Genomic DNA, 17,047 nt, shown 5'->3' with positions numbered 1-17,047 from the left:
CACTGCTTATGCTCCCCCATAATCCCCAAAGGATACTGAACAGGCATCTCCCAACCAGCAAAATCAACCAACTTACCCCCCAACTCAACGTGCAAAGAATGCAATGGGGTGCGTTTTAATTCGGTCATATCTCTAGCCTTTCGATCAGCGAGACTGGTCACGAACGACCATGACGGTGCAATGCGCGTTGCGCACGACACGGGCCAGGTTTGGGCCAATCTCATAATTCGGGAAATCGCCTTTGGTTGACGCCATGACGATCAGATCAAAGCCGTCCTTGTAGGCCAGCTTCAGGATTTCGCGGTAGACGCTGCCTTCTTCGATATGCACTTGCACGTCAGAGGCGTTGCCGTGATCCAGTATGGCCTGAACCGCATTGCGCACGTGGTCTTTGGCACCAGCGCCGTAGTTGGCAGGCAGGTTCGGTAATTGGATGATCTCGGGGATGACGGCAACCGCATGCAGTTCGGCACCGTAGAACTTCGCCTGTTCCAGTGCGACCGGCAGGGCCAGTTTCCACGAGCGGTCGTCGGTATGGTCAATAGGCAGCAGGATTTTCGTGGCCATCACGTCTCTCCTCGAGATATGGAATTCTATTTCAAAGGCGGGGGGCCGGAATGGCCCCCCGTATTCTTCAGGGCCGGATTATTCGGCAGGCGTGCCGCCCGGCTCTTCGGATTTGCCGCCCGAGGCAAAGAACTCTTTCGTCAGTTTGAAGACGATCGGGCTCAGAAGGGCCAGGGCGATCAGGTTCGGAATGGCCATCATGGCGTTCAGCGTATCCGCCAGCAGCCAGACAAAGCCCAGATCCGCGGTTGCGCCGAAGTAGATCGCGACAATCCACAGAACGCGGTACGGCATCAGGGATTTAACACCCAGAAGGAACTCGACGCATTTTTCGCCGTAGAACGACCAGCCGAGGATGGTTGTGAAGGCGAAGATCGACAGAGCGATTGCGATCAGAGCACCGCCACCCGGCAGCGACGTGGCGAATGCCAGCGAGGTCAAGGCCGCACCGGATTCACCGGAGGTCCATGCACCTGTGGAGATGATCGCCAGACCGGTGATCGAGCACACGATGATTGTGTCGATGAACGTACCCAGCATCGCGATCAGGCCCTGGTTGACCGGACCTTTGGTCTCGGCTGCCGCGTGAGCAATCGGAGCCGAACCCAGACCGGCTTCGTTCGAGAACACACCACGTGCCACACCAAAACGGATGGCGGCCCAAACGGCTGCACCTGCAAAGCCACCTTCGGCGGCGGACGGCGTGAAGGCGTAGGTGAAGACCAGTGACAGCGCGTTGCCGATCTCGCCGATATTGATGATTAGAACCAAAAGGCCTGCAACAATGTATGCAATTGCCATGGCCGGAACCAGTTTACCAGCAACCGCACCGATGCGGGTGATGCCGCCCAGAATAACGGCTGCGGTCAGGACCATCAGAACAACGCCGGTGACCGAAGTGTTCACGCCGAAGTTCGATTCCAGAACCTGCGCCACGCCGTTGGCCTGCACGCCGTTTCCGATGCCAAAGGCTGCAACTGCGCCGAACAGGGCAAATGCAACGCCCAGCCAGGCCCATTTCGCGCCGAGGCCGTTTTTGATGTAGTACATCGGGCCGCCGACAAAATTGCCCAGCTCGTCTTTTTCACGGTATTTAACCGCCAGAACAGCTTCGGCATATTTGGTGGCCATGCCCACCAGGGCGGTCATCCACATCCAGAACAAAGCGCCCGGACCGCCCAGGAAGACAGCAGTGGCCACACCGGCGATGTTGCCGGTACCAATGGTTGCCGACAGCGACGTCATCAGCGCGTTGAACGGGCTGATCTGACCATCACCTTGGCCTTCGCGGCCAGCAAACAGCAGCTTGAAGCCGGTGCCGATTTTCAGGATCGGCATGAATTTCAGCCCGACCTGCAGGAAGAAGCCGACGCCAAGGATGAGGACCAGCATCAGCGGCCCCCATACGACGCCATTGATGGCTCCTACGATTGAATTTAACGCTTCCATGGTTTCCCTCCCATTTGCGTTTGGTTTATGCCCCGTTGGCGATGGCCCGCTGGCGGGCCTGCTTGAGGGCGGCAAAATCTTCGTCGGCGTGGAACGAGGAACGTGTCAGCGGCGTCGCCGACACATGCAAAAAGCCCTTGGACCTTGCGATCTGTTCCAGTTGGGCGAACTCCTCAGGTGACCAGAACCGGTCAATTGGATGGTGTTTTGGGGTCGGCTGCAGGTATTGACCCACGGTCAGAAAATCGACCTGAGCCGCGCGCAGATCGTCCATGACCTGACGCACGTCATTCAGGCTCTCGCCCAGGCCAACCATCAAGCCGGATTTCGTAAAGATTTCTGGGTTTGCGCGCTTGGCATCATCCAGAAGTCGCAGTGAAGTATAGTAGCGTGCACCGGGGCGAACGGTCGGGTACAGGTGCGGAACGGTTTCCAGATTGTGGTTGAACACGTCCGGGGCAGCATCGAACACCACATCCGCCGCATCGCCTTTGCCCAGAAAATCGGGGGTTAGCACCTCGACCGTGGTGCCGGGGTTCTGATGACGCACGGCACGGATGGTTTGCGCGATATGCTCGGCCCCGCCGTCTGCCAGATCATCGCGATCGACCGAGGTGATCACTACGTGGCGCAAGCCTAGTTTCATAACCGCTGCAGCAACACGGCCCGGCTCGAACAGGTCCAGTGAATCAGGGCGTCCTGTTGAGACGTTGCAGAAGGAACAGCCGCGGGTGCAGACCTCGCCCATGATCATCATGGTGGCGTGGCGCTTGGACCAGCATTCGCCAATGTTGGGGCATGCAGCCTCTTCACAAACCGTCGTCAGATTGTGGTCGCGCATCAGGCGGCGGGTCTCGTAATACTCGGGCCCGTCGACCTTTTTCTTGCGAATCCACTTGGGTTTTCGCGGGATGACGCTGTCAGCCTTTTTGGCTTTTTCCGGATGGCGGGTGCGAAGCTGGATGGTCATCTGGCTGTTTCCTCTCAGGCGTGAATTGCGCGGCCCATGGCGTCGAGGCAGGCTTCCTTGACGGCCTCGCCCATTGCCGGATGCGCATGACAGGTTGAGGCGACTTCGGCGACGGTTGCGCCCTTGGTCATGGCCAGAACCAGTTCGGCGATTAGGTCACCGCCATGTGCGCCGCAGATATGCGCGCCCAGGATTTTGCCATTTGGGTCGGCCAGTACTTTGACGGCTCCGTCTGTCTCGCCAGTCGAACGCGCGCGTGAGTTGGCCATGAAGGCAAACTTGCCGACAGCGTATTCGGACCCGGCTTCTTTCAGCGCTTCCTCGGTCAAACCGACCGAAGCGACCTCGGGGTCCGTATACACAACGCCAGGAACGGTATTGTAGTCCACATGCCCGGCTTCACCTGCCAGCATCTCGACACAGGCGACGCCGTCTTCTTCGGCTTTGTGGGCAAGCATCGGGCCGGGGACACAGTCGCCAATCGCATAGATGCCGGGAACCGAGGTGCGGAACGACGTGTCCACCTGAATGAAGCCGCGCGGGTCAAGGGCTATCCCCAGATCTTCCAACCCAAGCCCGCGCGATACGGGGCGGCGTCCGACGGCGATCAGAACCTTGTCGGCTTCGATCACCTCTTCCTTGTCTTTGCCGACCCGGTCCAATGTCAGCGTCAGCCCAACGTTGGTTTTGTCGATGGTTTTCAGTGCGCGCCCCAGCTGAAACTTCAAGCCACGCTTTGACAGGGCGCGCTGTGCGAGTTTTGCTATCTCGCCGTCGATTCCGGGCAGAATGCGGTCAAGATACTCAACAACCGTGACCTTCGCGCCCAATCGGGACCAGACCTGTCCAAGTTCCAGGCCGATCACGCCAGCACCGACGACCACCAGATGTTCGGGAACAGCATCCAGCGCGATCGCTCCGGTCGAGCTTAGGATATCCTGCTCGTCAATCTCGATCCCGTTTAGCGGGGTTGGCTCGGAACCGGTGGCGATCAGGATGTTTTTGGCTTCATAAACATCGTCGCCAACTTTGACCTGCCCGTCAGAGGGGATACTGGCCCAGCCCTCAACCAGATCGACGCCGTTTTTCTTGAACAGAAACGCAATGCCCTTGGTCAGATCGCCGACGATCTTGTCCTTGCGACCCATCATCGAGCTCAGGTCGATGCTGGCCCCCTCGACAGCAATGCCATGGGAGGAGAGATGTGCAAGCTCGGCATACTTAGCCGAGGAGGTCAGCAACGCTTTGGAGGGTATGCACCCCACATTCAGACAGGTTCCGCCAAGCGAACCGCGGCCTTCAACGCAGGCGACTTTCATGCCCAGTTGTGCTGCGCGGATTGCTGCAACATATCCGCCGGGTCCGCCCCCGATGACGATTAGGTCGTAGATACTCATTGAACGGTCTTTCAGTAGATCGGGCGGCTGGCGCAGAGTGCGCGGACTTTTTCGCGGGTTTCGGCTTCGATCTTCGCGTCGCCCTCGGGGGATTGGGCCAAGGCCTCGAGCACGTCGCCGATCAGGTGACCGATCTGTTTGAACTCTTCCGGTCCAAACCCGCGGCTGCAGCCTGCTGCGGTACCCAGCCGGATACCGCTGGTCACGGTAGGTTTTTGCGGATCGCCCGGCACGCTGTTCTTGTTGCAGGTGAAACCGGCACGCTCCAGCGCGGCTTCTGCGTCTTTGCCGGTCACGCCCAGCGGGCGCAGATCGACCAGCATCAGGTGGTTTTCCGTGCCGCCCGAAACGATGTCACATCCACGCGCCATCATGACATTTGCCAGCGCCGATGCGCTATCCACAACGCGTTGCATGTAGTCCTTGAATTCGGGCTTTAGCGCCTCGCCAAACGCGACAGCCTTACCGGCAATCACATGCATCAGGGGGCCACCCTGAAGGCCGGGGAATACGGCCGAATTCATCTTTTTTGCCAGCGCCTCGTCATTCGTCAGAATGATCCCGCCGCGCGGACCGCGCAGGGTTTTATGTGTGGTCGAGGTAACCACATGCGCGTGGCCGATAGGCGAGGGGTGCAGCCCGGTTGCGACCAGACCGGCGATATGTGCCATATCCGCCAGCAGCCAAGCGCCGACCTCATCCGCAATGGCGCGGAAGCGGGCGAAATCGATCTTTTGCGAATAGGCGGATGCGCCAGCGATGATCAGTTGCGGCTTTTCGGCTTTCGCCAGTTCTTCGACCTGATCATAGTCAATCAGACCGGCATCGGTCAGGCCGTACTGAACCGGGCGGAACCACTTGCCGGATTGTGCTGGTTTGGCACCGTGCGTCAGGTGGCCACCCGCATCCAGTGACATGCCCAGGATTGTGTCGCCGGGGCTGAGCAGGGCCAATTTAACAGCGCCGTTTGCCTGCGCGCCCGAATGGGGTTGAACGTTGGCGTATTCGCAGCCGAACAACTGTTTCAGACGGTCGATGGCCTCGGATTCAACTTCGTCTACAAATTCGCAGCCGCCATAGTAGCGACGGCCAGGGTACCCTTCGGCGTATTTGTTGGTCAGGACTGACCCTTGCGCGTCGATCACAGCTTGCGAGACAATATTCTCGGACGCGATCAATTCGATCTGTTCAGCCTGACGTTTGCCTTCTCGCGCAATTGACGCAGCGACAACCGGATCTGCTTCGGTAAGCGACGTTTTGAACATGGTTTCCTCCTCAGGCACCGAATCCTCAGTACGAAATTTTGTTTCCTATAGTGGAATTCGTGCAGCTAAAGCAACATATTTCTCACATTTGTGAAGTTGTGTGGTTTGAGGGAATTCTGTAACCTCCGGTAAAACAGGGAGATATTTATGGGCGACGAGACTCGCGGTGATGTTTCCTCACCGGAAGATCAGGACGAAGGTGAGGTTCTGGGGCGTTCCATCCGCGATGCACGACGTGCAAAAGGCTGGACTTTGGAGGAAGCCGGACGCGCGGCGGGAATCGGTCGGTCCACCCTGTCGAAGATCGAGAACAACCAGACGCGGCCAAGTTTCGACATCGTGCGCAGGCTGACACAGGCGCTGGATATGAGCACCCCTCAGCTGTTTCTGCAGTCCGGGCAATCGGGGATTTCGGGAAGGCGCGACTTTACCCCGAAAGGTGAAGGCGAGATAAAAAGCACACCGACCTATTTGCACGAGCTGCTGTGTCCCGAGCTGACCAGCAAGCGGATGCTGCCCTATATCGCGACAATCAAAGCCCGCGACCTGTCAGAGTTCGAAAACTGGATCCGGCATACGGGTGAAGAGTTCATGTATGTCATCAGCGGCGAGCTGATCTTTGTATCAGAGCATTATCGCCCCCTGCCGATGAAGGCTGGTGACTCGCTTTATTATGACAGCGGGATGGGGCACGGGTGCATTTCAACCAGTGAGGAAGATGCGAAAGTGCTGTGGGTGTCACTCGAATAAGCGCGACGCACAAGGCATGAATTAAAGCGGTCCCAGCGGCCGCTTTTTTGTAGGATAAGACGGTCTCTGGGTCAGGTGTGGCCCAGCACCTTGCGGGCAACGCGGAAACACTCCAGCGCTTGCGGGACGCCACAGTAGATGCCAATCACGTGGATGATGGCTCGGATTTCCTCGGGCGAGACGCCGTTGTTGATCGCGCCCTTGCAGTGAATTTCCCATTCATGCATTTTGCCCAACGCGCCGATCATGGACAGGTTCATCATCGATCGCGTCTTAGGGTCGATCACGTCATCGCCCCAACCAAACCCCCAGCACCACGCCGTCATCGCTTCTTGAAACGGGCGGGTAAAGTCATCGGCCGCCGCCAGGTTCTTTTCCACATATTCCGCACCAAGCGTGTTCTTCCGCTGCTCCAGGCCTTTCAGGAACAGGTCTTCGTCAAAAATATCTGCCATGTATGGTCTCCGGTTCTTCATCGCTTTGCGCGGTGTTCGTAAATGCGATCATAATGTGGGTTCGTCCTGAACTGTACCCGTTCGATCCGATCCTGCAGGTCACTTTTGGGCGCGCGCAGATTATTCCACCGCCTCGCGCATCCATTGTTGCAACCGGGCAATTGAGTGTTCCGACATCACCCCACAACTGGGGTCCAGCACGAGCGGACCGGGGCGATACCCGCGGGATTTCAGGCCGCGATGGACGCTTTCGACCAGATGGATGTCTTCCTCGACTGTGGTCTCCCGGTCCTGCACGGCCAGTTGTCGGATCACCGCGCTTTCGGAGCCACCCTCGGTGTACCAGCCGCGCCAGACGGTGCAGTGATCGGCATCAATGGCGCGCCAGTGATAGGTGTTCAGCACATTGCCCGGGTAACACTGGAACGAGAACATCGGCCAAAGGAACCATGACTGGTAGTCGCCCGCATGCGGCACCGACAGGTCGATCGGGTAGGTCATCTTGTCGAGACTTTGGCATTCGGTCGTATGACGCAGCACGTAACCGCCGCCTGCATCGGGCTGGATGTCATAGGTCTCGGGCTTGACCACACCCTCGGCAAAGGTCGGGTGGTTGGTCGGGCAGTGATAGCACTCCGAATAATTCTCGATACTGACTTTCCAGTTGCAGTTTTCCGGGATTTCGACCCACTCTAGCGGTTCCAGATCGTCGATATGCGGAACGAACGCGCGGATTTCCTCGCGCACGCCGGGATACCAGTCGTCCATCGGGGCTGCATCGTCGTCGAGATTGACGAAGATGAATCCGTTGAATACCTCGGTCCGAACCGAGGTCAGGCAGATGGCGCTGCGATCAAAACCCGGAACGGACTTGATGTTGGGTCCAGCGCGTAATTGGCCTGACAGCTCATAGGTCCACGCGTGATAGGGGCAGACCACGACGCGGGTGTTGCCTGCGCCTGTTACCATCTCATGTGCGCGATGCTGGCACACGTTATAGAACGTGCGAATTTCGCCGTCTCGGCCCCGAATGCAGAACAGGTTTTGCCCGGCGATTTCAAAAGCAAAGTAATCGCCCGATTCCCGGACCTGCGCCACGTGCCCGGCAAACTGCCACGTGCGGGCCAAAAGCCCCTGCATCTCCTGCTCGAAAATGGCGGGGTCGGTATAATACCGCGCATCGAGCGAATGCGTCAGAGGGGCGTTCATTCGGGTTCCTCCGCGTAGAGGCCAAGCTGGTGGCGGCGAAGATGAAACTGTTCTACCCGCTCGACGATCTCATCGCTGGACACGGCGATCACAAAGGAAAGCAGCGTTTCCAGCAAGGCGATGGTCGAAACCGAGGACGGAAAGAATTGTGGTGTGTCGGCGGCAACGACAAAACCGTGCTGTGCATTTAGGATCACTGGGCTGGCCGGGCTGTCGGAAATGCCAATGACGGTCATTCCCTGTTGCCGCGCCAGTTTGATAGCGTCGATGACTTCAGTGCGGTAGGGATGGCAGGTGATCGCGATCAGTACGTCCTGCTCATCCGCCCATGCCAGATCATCCACCGGAGTGGAACCGGGACGCGGGATAGCGTGGAACTGTTTCATGCCGGTTGAAGCCAGATAGGTGAAATTGCGTGCGTTCGAATTGTTGACGCCCACACCCAGTGTGAAAATCTGGCGACAATTCCAGATGTCCTCAGCGGCGGCCTTCAGCTTTGCGGCGTCGATCCCGGCAAAGGTTTCTTCAATATTGCGGATCGCGGCGCCGATCATATCGGCGTAGAGGCCGCCCAGTTCCCCTGACTTGCCGATGTCCTGCAACCAGCGGGCGCGGTCCGGAAATGACACACGTCCCTGCCGGATCGCATCCCGGAACGGGGCACGAAAATCTTCGTAGCCTTCGAACCCCACCTGCTGGGCCATCCGCACGAAGGTGTTCGGTTTTACTCTGGCGGCCTCGGCAATCTCGCGCACGGTTGAAACCCCAACGTCCGTTGGGTTTTCCAGCACGTAACGCGCGGCCTTCTGCGCCTCGGGCGTCAAGGCGTCCCATTCCTCGGACAGGCGATCCAGAACAGTTGATGATACACTTGTGTCATTCATGATTGACGATGGTACATTTGTGGAATTAGCCTGTCGAGCAGAAACGCGACTCGGGAAGAGGAAAAATCATGTCCGAGAAGAATCTGCCGTCACACGCCCATGTGGTGATTGTCGGTGGCGGCGTCATGGGGGTCGGTCTGGCCTATCATCTGGCGCATGAAGGTTGGGGCGGTGATACCGTCCTGCTTGAAAAAGCCGAGCTGACCAGCGGCAGCACCTGGCACGCGGCGGGGCAGATCACGCATTCGACCTCGAGTTTCGGGTTGGGTAAATGCGTCGACTACAATATCGACCTCTACTCATGCGCGCTGGAGGCTGAGACCGGCCAGCCGGTGACGTGGCATGGCTGCGGGTCGTTTCGGTTGGCCTATACCGAGGATGAGATGGACTGGCTGCGGCATACGCTCTCGGTGGGCCGGTCGTTGGGCTTCAACATCGAACTGGTCGGGCCCGAGAAGGTGGCCGAGCTGCACCCGTTCTATAATCTGGATGGAGTACTAGGCGCGCTGCACACGCCTGAGGACGGCCATGTTGACCCGACCAACGTGACCATGGCAATGGCTACAGGGGCACGCCAGAAAGGCGTGCAAATCTTTCGGAATTGCCGCGCGACCAACATCACGCAGGCAGGCAATGGCGAGTGGGTGGTTGAAACCGAGATGGGCGCCATCACCTGTGAGCATGTGGTGAACGCGGGCGGCACCTATGCCCGCCAAATGGGTGAGTGGTCTGGGTTGCAACTGCCCATGACCTCGATGACCCACCACTATTTCGTGACCGAGCCAGTGCCCGAGTTCCAGCATCTGGACAAAGAGCTGCCGGTGATCCGCGATGACCGCAAGGTTTCGGGCTATATCCGGATGGAGCAACAGCGCGGGCTGATCGGGATTTACGAGAAAGAGAACCCGAACTCGGTCTGGCATGATCATTGCCCCTGGGAATACGAGAACTGGCTGTTCGATGCCGATTACGACCGGGTGATGCCGTGGCTTGAAGAAAGCCTGAACCGCATGCCGATCTTTGCCGAGTTGGGCATTCAGCGCGATGTGCATGGGGCGATTTCGCATCCGCCCGATGGCAACCCTCTGATCGGGCCGGCGCCAGGTGTGCGGAACTATTGGTGCTGTTGTGGGACGCAGATCGGCATCGGCTGGGGGCCGGGTCTGACCCGCGAGTTGGCACGCTGGATGGTGCATGGCGCGGCCGATATCTCGATGCGTGAGTTCGATCCACGCAGGTTCGGAAGCTATGCGAACAAGGATTGGCAGGTGATCAAGGCTGAGGAAGACTACTGCCTGCGCCACGAGATCCCGTTCCCGCATTTCAACCGTTTGGAAGGGCGTCCGATCAAGCCGTCGCCTCTCTATGATCTGTTGAATTCCAAGGGTGCTGTACATGAAGAGGTTTATGGCTTTGAGCGCCCCCGTTGGTTCGCGCGGGATGAGGTCGAGCAGCGCGATCACTACTCCTTCCGCCGGACCCCTGCGGATCACATGGTCGCGGCTGAGGTCAAAGCGGTGCGCGAACGCGTGGGCATCATGGACGTGACCGCCTTCACCAAGGTCGAAGTCTCGGGCCCTGAAGCCTACGCGCTGTTGGACCGGCTGATCGCTAACCGGATGCCGCAAAAGGTTGGCTCGATCACTCTGACGCATATGCTGAACCGCCGTGGCCGGATCGAGTTGGAGACCACGATTGTCCGAATGGCTGAGGATCGGTTCTATCTGGTCTGCGCTGCCTTCTTTGAGCAGCGTCTGCTGGATCATCTGACACAACAGCGCGCGGACGAGGATGTTCAGATAACCGCGCTGTCCACCAATTGGTCCGCCCTGTCGTTGAACGGTCCGAGGGCGCGTGACGTGCTGGGACAGTGTGCAGATGCCGATCTGACCAATGCTGGCTTTCGCTGGTTGTCGGCACAAGAAATCACCGTCGCGGGTCACAAAGTATGGGCCTTCCGCATGTCCTATGCCGGTGAGTTAGGGTGGGAGCTGCACATGCCCAATGCCGCCTGCCTCGATGTCTACAATGCGCTTTGGGCTGCGGGTGAGCCGCACGGCATCACCGACTATGGCAGCTTTGCCATGAACGTGATGCGGATGGAGAAGGGCTTCAAAGGCGCGAGCGAACTGACCAACGAAGTCACGCTGGCCGAGGCTGATGTGCTGCGCTTTGCGCGCTCGGACAAAGAGTATCTGGGCAAAGACAAAACCCTGAACACTGACTTGCCGTGGGTCTGCGCGTATCTGCAGATCGAGCCGGATGGTGAAATTGACGGCCACGGTGGAGAAGCGGTGATGCTGGATGGACGTGTCGTGGGTTCAACAGCCTCGGTCGTCTATGGGCACACGGTCGGCAAGATCCTGGCCTTTGCGTACATCAAGCCCGAGGCTTCCGACCCCGGCATCGAATTGGAGGTCGTCATCCACGGCCAGCCCCGCGCGGCCCGTGTTCTGGGCGAACCTGCTTATGATCCGCAAAGCCTGCTGCCCCGCACCGACGCTATTCTGGAGACTGCATAATGAGCTTGCCTGACAAAATGAAGGCCATGGTCACGATGGGCCATGGCGGCTTGGAACAAATGGTGCTTCACAAAAACTGGCCGCGCCCGGAACCCGCGGCCGGCGAGGTGTTGATCAAAGTCGCTGCCTGCGGGCTAAACAACACGGACGTCAATACGCGGTCCGGCTGGTACTCAAAAACCGTGACCGATGCGACGACGGGCAGCGCGTTCGAGGAAATCAGTGACGAGGATCCGACATGGGGCGGCGCGCCCATCACCTTTCCCCGAATCCAAGGGGCTGATATCTGCGGGGAAATCGTCGCCGTGGGTGGCGGTGTCGATCCCGGGCTGATCGGTCAACGCGTTATCACCGATGGCTGGCTGCGCGACCCGTCTGATCCGGGTAATAAGGACAAAACCGGCTATTTCGGTTCGGAACGGGACGGTGGATTCGCCGAATACGCCACGACCTTGGCGGTTAACGCGGTGCCGATCCGGTCCGACCTGTCGGATGCCGAACTGGCCACGTTCTCGTGTTCCTATTCGACTGCCGAAGGCATGCTGACCCGCGCAAATGTTACTGACACTGACACGGTTCTGGTGCCCGGAGCCTCGGGCGGGGTTGGCGGTGCCTTGGTGCAACTTGCCAAACGCCGGGGTGCACGGGTGATCGCGATGGCGTCGGACGCAAAACACGCAGACGTTGCCGAACTGGGTGCCGACAAAATCTTGTCTCGTGCCCCGGAAAATCTGCGCGCGGCGCTTGGCGATGAAAAGGTCACCGTTGTGGCCGATGTGGTTGGTGGTCCCTACTGGCCAAACCTGATCGACGTTCTGGAGCGCGGCGGGCGGTACACCTGCTCGGGCGCGATAGCCGGGCCCATGGTCGAATTCGATCTGCGCACGTTCTACTTGCGTGACCTGACGTTCACCGGCTCTACCGTGATTGATCCGCAGGTGATGCGTAACATCGTTCAGTATATCGAGGCCGGTGAGATCAAGCCCGCCCTGGCCGCGACCTATCCCCTGGAAGAGTTGCGCGAGGCACAGGCCGCATTCATTGCCAAGCAGCACACCGGCAACATCGTGGTGATCCCATGACGATGGGCGACGTTCTCGAAGCTGCCCGACAGTTGCATCAATCACATCCTGAGCTTTCAGAATTCGGAGCCTGGCCTGATGACCTGACGCCAACGGATCAGGAGCCAAACCAAATCCCTGCCGTTGAACTGATTCAGCGGACCGGTTTCCGGACCGGGGATGCAACGCGATCCCTTTCAGACGCGATCAGGGCAACCGCACATCTGGCGCTGTGGAAACACACCTATACTGAGGAAGAGGTCGGAGCCGATTTCCTTAGTCGTTATGGCTATTACGAGCTATTCGGCCCGACCGGGCATTTCCATTCGACCCAAATGCGGGGCTATGTCGCCTACTGGGGGGCGGGCCTGAATTACGATTGGCACAGCCATCAGGCCGAAGAACTCTATCTGATCGTGGGCGGCGGGGCGATGTTCCGCGTCGAAGAAGACGAGACTTACGTCAGCCCTAACCAGACACGACATCACCGAAGCTGGCAAAGCCACGCCATGACAACAACCGACGAGCCAATTCTGGCTTTCGTTCTTTGGCGAGGACAAGGATTGAACGACTTGCCACAAATGGATGCGGCATGAAAACCAATCCGATACCTATCTGGCCATCCCAATGTGGGCATGCCTGTGTTGCGAAATGGCCCAGTGCGCCGATTGAGGAGTTCCGTCTATGAGACCGCAAGCCGAAGCCACTCAAATGATTGATGACGCCCGCGTGCGTGTGACGCGGTTTGACTTTGCACCGGGGGCCGAAACGGGATGGCATCGCCACGCAATGGACTACGTCATCACCGCCATAACCGATTGCCATATGCGGCTGGAACTGCCCGATGGTTCGGTCAAAGAAGTAACGGTTGCTGCGGGAGTAACTTATCGCCGCGACGAGGGTGTCGAACACAACGTGATCAATGCCGGGGACGCGCCGATGACCTTTGTTGAAGTGGAACTGAAATGAAAATCACTCGTCTTTCAGTCTACCATGTCGACCTACCGCTTGAGCATCCGTATTGGCTGTCTGGTGGGCGGTTGAAGTTTGAAACGCTCGACGCAACGATTGTAAAGATCGAAACCGATTCAGGTCTGACCGGTTGGGGCGAGGGTACCCCGTGGGGCCACACATATGTTCCAGCCCACGGTCCGGGTATTCGCGCCGGAATTCAGACGATGGCACCGTTCATTCTGGGCCTTGATCCGCGTCGGGTGCTGGATGTCGAACGGGCGATGGATATCGCTCTGCCAGGCCACCTCTATGCCAAAAGCCCCATTGATATGGCTTGCTGGGATATTGCGGGTCAGGCCGCCGGTCTGCCAATTGCCGATCTGATGGGCGGCGGGTCTCGCACGCCGCGCCCGATTGCCTCGTCGGTCGGTGCGAAGACCGTCGAAGAAACGCGCGAAGTGATGGAGCGCTATCGCAGCCGCGGCTACGTTGCGCATTCGGTTAAAATCGGTGGGGATGTAGAACGCGACATTGCGCGCGTCCGCGATGTCGAAAGCATCCGACGCCCCGGCGAGATCGTCCTTTATGACGTCAACCGCGGCTGGACCCGGCAGCAGGCCCTGCGGGTGATGAGCGCCTGTGAGGACCTGAACGTGATGTTTGAACAGCCCTGCAAGTCGCTGGACGATATCGCCGCGATCTCGGGCCGCCATGCCTCACCCGTTTCGGTGGATGAAAGTCTTGTGACCCTGCAAGACGCCGCCCGCATTGCCCGCGAAGGGTTGGCTGAGGTGTTCGGAATAAAGCTGAACCGTGTCGGTGGCCTGACCAAGGCGGCACGGATGCGGGACATCGCGTTGGCGCATGGAATCGACATGTTCGTGATGGCCACCGGTGGTTCGGTTCTGGCCGATACTGAGGCGCTGCATCTGGCGGCCACCATTCCGGACGATAATTGTCACGCGGTCTGGGCGTGCCAGGATATGATCACCGTCGATGTCGCTGGTGGGCGAGGCCCCCGCAATATCGACGGCCACCTGCATTTGCCGAAAACGCCGGGACTTGGTGTGCACCCTGACGAAGGTGCGTTGGGCGATCCCGTCGGAGTTTATCATTGAGGATCATCAGAATAACGCTCTGGGCCGTCGATCTGACGAGTCATGAGATCTATCACATGGCTGAGGGTAAGACCTGCGCGACCGTGACCTCTCATATCCTGTGCCTTGAGACAGATACAGGCTTGAGGGGTTGGGGCGAGGTCTGCCCGATCCCGCATTACCTGCCAGCGTTTGCAGGCGGAGTGCCGGGCGCAGTGACAGAGATGGGCCGCGAGATTCTGGGCATGTCCCCTTTCGGGGTAGATGCGCCGATGAGAAAGCTGGACGGGTTCCTGCAGGGGCATCTCTATGCCAAGTCTCTCGTCGACATCGCGCTTTGGGATTTGTTCGGGCAAGCGACGGGTCAACCGGTCTATGCGCTGCTGGGTGGGCGGACGCGGAAGGACATGCCGCTTTATCACTCGATCACCTGCGTCGCGCCGGATGATATGGCGCGGATCGCCAAGACGGCTTACCAGACCGGCATTCGCCAGTTTCAGGTCAAGCTAGGGGTCGAAGGCGACTGGCAGGCCGACGCCGAGCGTTTGACCAAAGTGCGTGAGGCCGTGGGACCGGGGCCTCTGGTTTATGGCGACTGGAACTGCGGTGCTTCACGCTTGCAAGCTACGCGAACGGGCAGGGCGGTGGCCCACTTGGATGTGATGCTGGAACAGCCCTGCAAAACACTTGAGGACTGTGCGGCGGTTCGACAGGCCACTGGCTTACCTATGAAGATCGACGAGAATGCCCATGATCTGGCATCACTACGGCGCGCGCATGAGTTGGGCTGCATGGATGCTGTTGCGCTCAAGCTTTCGAAGTTCGGCGGGTTGTCGGCCATGCGCCGGGCGCGTGATCTGACCGTGCATTTCGGGGCTGAGATTTGTGCCGAATGTACCTGGGGCTCGGATTTAGTCACCGCAGCGTCGCTGCATTTTGCGGCCTCGACCCCGCACGGGTCACTGATGAATACATGTGACCTGTCATCTTATGTGGCGCCTCGCATTTGCCCCGACGCACCAAACCGTGAAAACGGCCGGATTGCCCCGCCCGACGGGCCGGGGTTAGGTGTTGTGCCAGACCCAGAGGTTCTTGGTCCGCCAATTTTGGAGATCGTTTGAGATGCTGAAAATCAACACCCAATCCGAATGGATCGCTCGCGCGAATGAGGTACTGCCCGCCGGTGGGTTTGGTAATTTCGATCCCGGTATCATCATCGCGCGCGGTGAGGGCAGCCATGTCTGGGATGAGGATGGCAACGAATATGTGGACTACCTGATCGGTTCGGGCCCGATGTTGCTAGGCCATGGTCACCCCGAAGTCATAGAAGCCGTGCTGGAACAGCTGCCCAAGGGTATGACTTTCTTTGCCAACAACGCCCGGGGCATCGAACTGGCCGAGGCCATCGTTGACGCGGTGCCGTGTTGCGAGCAGGTCCGCTTTGTCGCTGCGGGGGGGGAGGCTGATATGTACGCCATTCGTCTGGCCCGTGCCTATACTGGCCGTAGCAAGATCCTGAAATTCGAAGGCGGTTATCACGGGATGAGCGCCGAGGCACAGATGAGTCTGGCCCCCAGCCGCCACGTCAACTTCCCCCAAGCTGTCCCGGACAGCGCGGGCATTCCGGACAGCGTGGCCGAGCAGATGCTGATCGCGCCCTTCAATGATCTTGATGCGGTGGCCAATCTACTGGCCGAGCATGATGACGTTGCCGCGATCATGGTTGAGCCGTTGCAACGAATTGTCCCTCCGGCACCCGGATACCTTCAGGGGTTGCGCGATCTTTGCGACAAGCACAATGTTCTGCTGATTTTCGATGAAATCGTCACCGGATTCCGTTTGGCATATGGCGGTGCGCAAGAGAAATATGGCGTGACGCCCGACATCTGCACCTTGGGCAAAATCATCGGCGGCGGCTTCCCTTTGGCCGCGCTGGGCGCAAGCGCTGAGATCATGCAGCATTTCGACAAAGCGAAAGTTGGCGAGGAAGGCTGGCTGATGCAGTTGGGCACGCTGTCGGGTAACCCCGTCGCTTCGGCTGCCGGGTTGAAGACAATGGAGGTTTTGCGGCGCGACGGCATGTATGACCATCTGCGTGAAATCGGCGCCGAGCTTCAGCAGATGCAGATGGATGCTCTGACCGGGGCTGGCATTCCGCATCAGATCTGCGGGGACGAAACCCTATTCGACATCTATTTCACCGATACGGACTGTCGTGATTACCGCAGCGCCAAACATGACGACCCCCGACGAAACGCTGTCTACAACGATTCGCTGCGCGCACACGGGATTTTCAAAGCCCCCGGCAAACTCTATCCGTCTCTGGCTGTGACCCAAGCAGATCTGGATCAGACGCGGATGGCCGTTGAGAAAGCGGTTCAGGCGATCAGCGCAGCCTGAGGGTCAAAAAGGTCATAAAATTAAGCGGGCCGCTGTCATTTCTGACAGCGGCCCTAACTGGTTGGAT

16 protein-coding genes and 1 pseudogene are annotated in these 17,047 nt (G+C 58.8%); 8 read left to right on the top strand and 9 right to left on the bottom strand.

The genetic code is table 11. The features are described from left to right. The 6 genes and pseudogenes from gcvT to glyA all read right to left on the bottom strand — a co-directional run. A pseudogene (gene gcvT, locus AC2FLJ_RS20520) lies at positions 1-128 on the bottom strand (glycine cleavage system aminomethyltransferase GcvT); the annotation flags it as partial. Positions 129-144: 16 nt separating this feature from the next. Further along, complete coding sequence (locus AC2FLJ_RS20515) at positions 145-567, bottom strand: universal stress protein (protein WP_282169884.1); 423 nt, start codon at positions 565-567, stop codon at positions 145-147. Positions 568-645: 78 nt separating this feature from the next. Continuing rightward, positions 646-2,016 (bottom strand): alanine/glycine:cation symporter family protein, encoded by a 1,371-nt coding sequence (locus AC2FLJ_RS20510; protein ID WP_108860658.1) that lies wholly within the window; start codon positions 2,014-2,016, stop codon positions 646-648. 25 nt (positions 2,017-2,041) lie between these two features. Further along, positions 2,042-2,986 carry a lipoyl synthase gene (gene lipA, locus AC2FLJ_RS20505; protein ID WP_496707395.1) on the bottom strand — a complete coding sequence of 315 codons (945 nt, stop codon included), beginning with the start codon at positions 2,984-2,986 and terminating at the stop codon, positions 2,042-2,044. 14 nt (positions 2,987-3,000) lie between these two features. After that, positions 3,001-4,383 carry a dihydrolipoyl dehydrogenase gene (lpdA, locus tag AC2FLJ_RS20500; RefSeq protein ID WP_496698613.1) on the bottom strand — a complete coding sequence of 461 codons (1,383 nt, stop codon included), beginning with the start codon at positions 4,381-4,383 and terminating at the stop codon, positions 3,001-3,003. 11 nt (positions 4,384-4,394) lie between these two features. Beyond that, positions 4,395-5,648, bottom strand: coding sequence for a serine hydroxymethyltransferase (gene glyA, locus AC2FLJ_RS20495; protein WP_496707393.1), 1,254 nt, complete (start codon positions 5,646-5,648; stop codon positions 4,395-4,397). Between the two features lie 147 nt (positions 5,649-5,795). On the opposite strand from glyA, the gene AC2FLJ_RS20490 reads away from it, so the two are divergent. Beyond that, positions 5,796-6,398 carry a helix-turn-helix domain-containing protein gene (locus AC2FLJ_RS20490; RefSeq protein WP_058273647.1) on the top strand — a complete coding sequence of 201 codons (603 nt, stop codon included), beginning with the start codon at positions 5,796-5,798 and terminating at the stop codon, positions 6,396-6,398. 71 nt (positions 6,399-6,469) lie between these two features. On the opposite strand, the gene AC2FLJ_RS20485 is transcribed toward AC2FLJ_RS20490, so the two are convergent. The 3 genes from AC2FLJ_RS20485 to AC2FLJ_RS20475 all read right to left on the bottom strand — a co-directional run bounded on the left by AC2FLJ_RS20485 (position 6,470) and on the right by AC2FLJ_RS20475 (position 8,946). Further along, positions 6,470-6,853, bottom strand: a complete 384-nt coding sequence (locus tag AC2FLJ_RS20485) for a carboxymuconolactone decarboxylase family protein (protein WP_282169880.1) — start codon at positions 6,851-6,853, stop codon at positions 6,470-6,472. Between the two features lie 120 nt (positions 6,854-6,973). Then, positions 6,974-8,062, bottom strand: a complete 1,089-nt coding sequence (locus tag AC2FLJ_RS20480; RefSeq protein ID WP_496707391.1) for an aromatic ring-hydroxylating oxygenase subunit alpha — start codon at positions 8,060-8,062, stop codon at positions 6,974-6,976. After that, complete coding sequence (locus tag AC2FLJ_RS20475; RefSeq protein ID WP_496707389.1) at positions 8,059-8,946, bottom strand: MurR/RpiR family transcriptional regulator; 888 nt, start codon at positions 8,944-8,946, stop codon at positions 8,059-8,061. The genes AC2FLJ_RS20480 and AC2FLJ_RS20475 overlap by 4 nt, the downstream gene beginning before the upstream one ends. A gap of 68 nt (positions 8,947-9,014) precedes the next feature. Here AC2FLJ_RS20475 and AC2FLJ_RS20470 point away from each other — a divergent pair, with 68 nt between their 5' ends. From AC2FLJ_RS20470 to AC2FLJ_RS20440, 7 genes are all read left to right on the top strand, one after another. Then, positions 9,015-11,468: an FAD-dependent oxidoreductase gene (locus AC2FLJ_RS20470; protein WP_496707387.1), complete on the top strand. Its 2,454-nt coding sequence runs from the start codon at positions 9,015-9,017 to the stop codon at positions 11,466-11,468. Further along, a complete protein-coding gene (locus AC2FLJ_RS20465; protein WP_496707385.1) occupies positions 11,468-12,550 on the top strand; it encodes an alcohol dehydrogenase family protein in 1,083 nt (360 codons plus the stop codon). Before AC2FLJ_RS20470 ends, AC2FLJ_RS20465 begins: the two co-directional genes overlap by 1 nt. Further along, positions 12,547-13,125, top strand: a complete 579-nt coding sequence (locus AC2FLJ_RS20460) for a dimethylsulfonioproprionate lyase family protein (RefSeq protein WP_496698625.1) — start codon at positions 12,547-12,549, stop codon at positions 13,123-13,125. Before AC2FLJ_RS20465 ends, AC2FLJ_RS20460 begins: the two co-directional genes overlap by 4 nt. An 88-nt stretch (positions 13,126-13,213) precedes the next feature. Further along, positions 13,214-13,498 (top strand): cupin domain-containing protein, encoded by a 285-nt coding sequence (locus AC2FLJ_RS20455; protein ID WP_496698627.1) that lies wholly within the window; start codon positions 13,214-13,216, stop codon positions 13,496-13,498. Next, entirely contained in the window at positions 13,495-14,601 is a 1,107-nt protein-coding gene (locus AC2FLJ_RS20450; RefSeq protein WP_496707383.1) for a mandelate racemase/muconate lactonizing enzyme family protein, read from the top strand. The genes AC2FLJ_RS20455 and AC2FLJ_RS20450 overlap by 4 nt, the downstream gene beginning before the upstream one ends. Continuing rightward, positions 14,598-15,701: a mandelate racemase/muconate lactonizing enzyme family protein gene (locus tag AC2FLJ_RS20445; RefSeq protein ID WP_496698631.1), complete on the top strand. Its 1,104-nt coding sequence runs from the start codon at positions 14,598-14,600 to the stop codon at positions 15,699-15,701. The genes AC2FLJ_RS20450 and AC2FLJ_RS20445 overlap by 4 nt, the downstream gene beginning before the upstream one ends. Position 15,702: 1 nt before the next feature. Beyond that, positions 15,703-16,980 (top strand): aspartate aminotransferase family protein, encoded by a 1,278-nt coding sequence (locus AC2FLJ_RS20440; RefSeq protein WP_496698633.1) that lies wholly within the window; start codon positions 15,703-15,705, stop codon positions 16,978-16,980. The last annotated feature ends 67 nt before the right edge of the window (positions 16,981-17,047 follow it).

The sequence above is a fragment of the Ruegeria sp. CDSA034 genome, assembly GCF_059612275.1.
Note: the sequence above shows the minus strand (reverse complement) of the source record. Positions and strands in the feature narration are given on the sequence as shown.